Origin of the sequence: Flavobacterium sp. Arc2, assembly GCF_041431385.1 — a bacterium.
Lineage (GTDB): Bacteria > Bacteroidota > Bacteroidia > Flavobacteriales > Flavobacteriaceae > Flavobacterium.
Genome location: NZ_JASMRH010000068.1, coordinates 1 through 1,235, shown reverse-complemented (window position 1 = coordinate 1,235; position 1,235 = coordinate 1). Strand labels below are relative to the sequence as shown.

The following is a 1,235-nucleotide window of genomic DNA, read 5'->3' as shown; positions in this document are numbered from 1 at the left end:
AGGTGGTCATTTTGAATTGGAATCAGGTGGTCACTTTAAATTGGAATTGGGTGGTCAATATCACTGGAATTTGCAATCAGTTCTCCTTTACTGTTATCAGAATTAAATTCATCAAATATAAATTTTTCTAATTCTATCAATTTATTATTGACTTTATCCTTAGTAGAATCATCAGCAGTAAGTTTGACTTTTTGCTTTGCTGCACTCCATCTTTTAGGCTCTACCTTTAAATCTGTTGTTGCTGTTAAATCGCATTTTCTGCCATTTTTAAAACGTAAAAGAATGTTTGTTGCGTTTTTTTCGCCTTTAATCAAGTAGTTTATTGTTGCCATTGGTACGGAACTATTAGGTTTTTCAATACTTTAAAGATAATAAATTATCCCCACATAATCCCCACATTGACTTGATTTATACATAATTAGCTTGTTTTTACTTAACTGCAAAATATCAAAAAACCCTTATTTGTCAATACTTAACAGCTGTTTTGGTATGTTTTGATATGTATAGAAAAGGTAGGCGCTAGTTCCTCTTTCTCCGCTGGTTATTTCAAAATACCAACTAAAACCCTTTAAATCGTATGATTTAGAGGGTTTTTCATTTTGCGACCTATCCAAATTATTCATGGTTTCTCATACTAAAAGGGGCACATCGAGGGGCACATTGTAAAATGAAATGTATTGTGCCCCTACCTTTGGAAACCCTTATAAGATAAGGAGTTCAGTATATGAACATCTTGTTTTGTGTTGATGGAATTTTTAAATTTCTATTAACTTAAAGGTTACCAAATCATGGATGCACCAATTTCAATTCTTTTTTATGTAAAAAGAGCAAAAGTCAACGCCCAAGGGCTAGTCCCAATTTTTCAAAGAATCACGATCAATCGCCAACGATTAGACAACAGTACTGGTAAGTTTGTTGATCCCGAAAAATGGCATTCTGAAATGTCTAAAATGAAAGGAACTTCAGAAGAAGCACGTTCATTAAATGGACATCTTGATCAATTAAAATCTAAGATATTAAATATTGAAAAAAATTTAATCAAAAAAGACATCCCCATTACCTTTGAAACCTTCAAAAATGAGTTTCAGGGCAAAAAAGAACGAGAACGAATGTTAATTCCCATCTTCCAAGAACACAATCGCAAAATCAAGGAATTGGGGATCAAGCGCAAAAGTTGGGGATTATCCAAAAAGGTTAGATAATCTGAACAAGAAAAAGTCGATTTTCCGAACCCC

At 33.0% G+C, this 1,235-nt stretch carries 2 protein-coding genes; one reads left to right on the top strand and one right to left on the bottom strand.

Annotation, left to right across the window (positions count from 1 at the left end):
* Positions 1-35 precede the first annotated feature (35 nt).
* A complete protein-coding gene (locus QO182_RS19480) occupies positions 36-332 on the bottom strand; it encodes a hypothetical protein (protein ID WP_371563737.1) in 297 nt (98 codons plus the stop codon).
* Between the two features lie 456 nt (positions 333-788).
* Here QO182_RS19480 and QO182_RS19475 point away from each other — a divergent pair, with 456 nt between their 5' ends.
* The gene (locus QO182_RS19475; protein ID WP_371563735.1) at positions 789-1,202 is read left to right on the top strand and encodes an Arm DNA-binding domain-containing protein; all 414 of its coding nucleotides are present in this window, start codon (positions 789-791) and stop codon (positions 1,200-1,202) included.
* Positions 1,203-1,235 lie beyond the last annotated feature (33 nt).

Bases quoted from the DNA above. Each gene is read 5' to 3' on its own strand.
- QO182_RS19480 (WP_371563737.1), bottom strand. From the start codon at position 332: ATGGCAACAATAAACTACTTGATTAAAGGCGAAAAAAACGCAACAAAC.
- QO182_RS19475 (WP_371563735.1), top strand. From the start codon at position 789: ATGGATGCACCAATTTCAATTCTTTTTTATGTAAAAAGAGCAAAAGTC.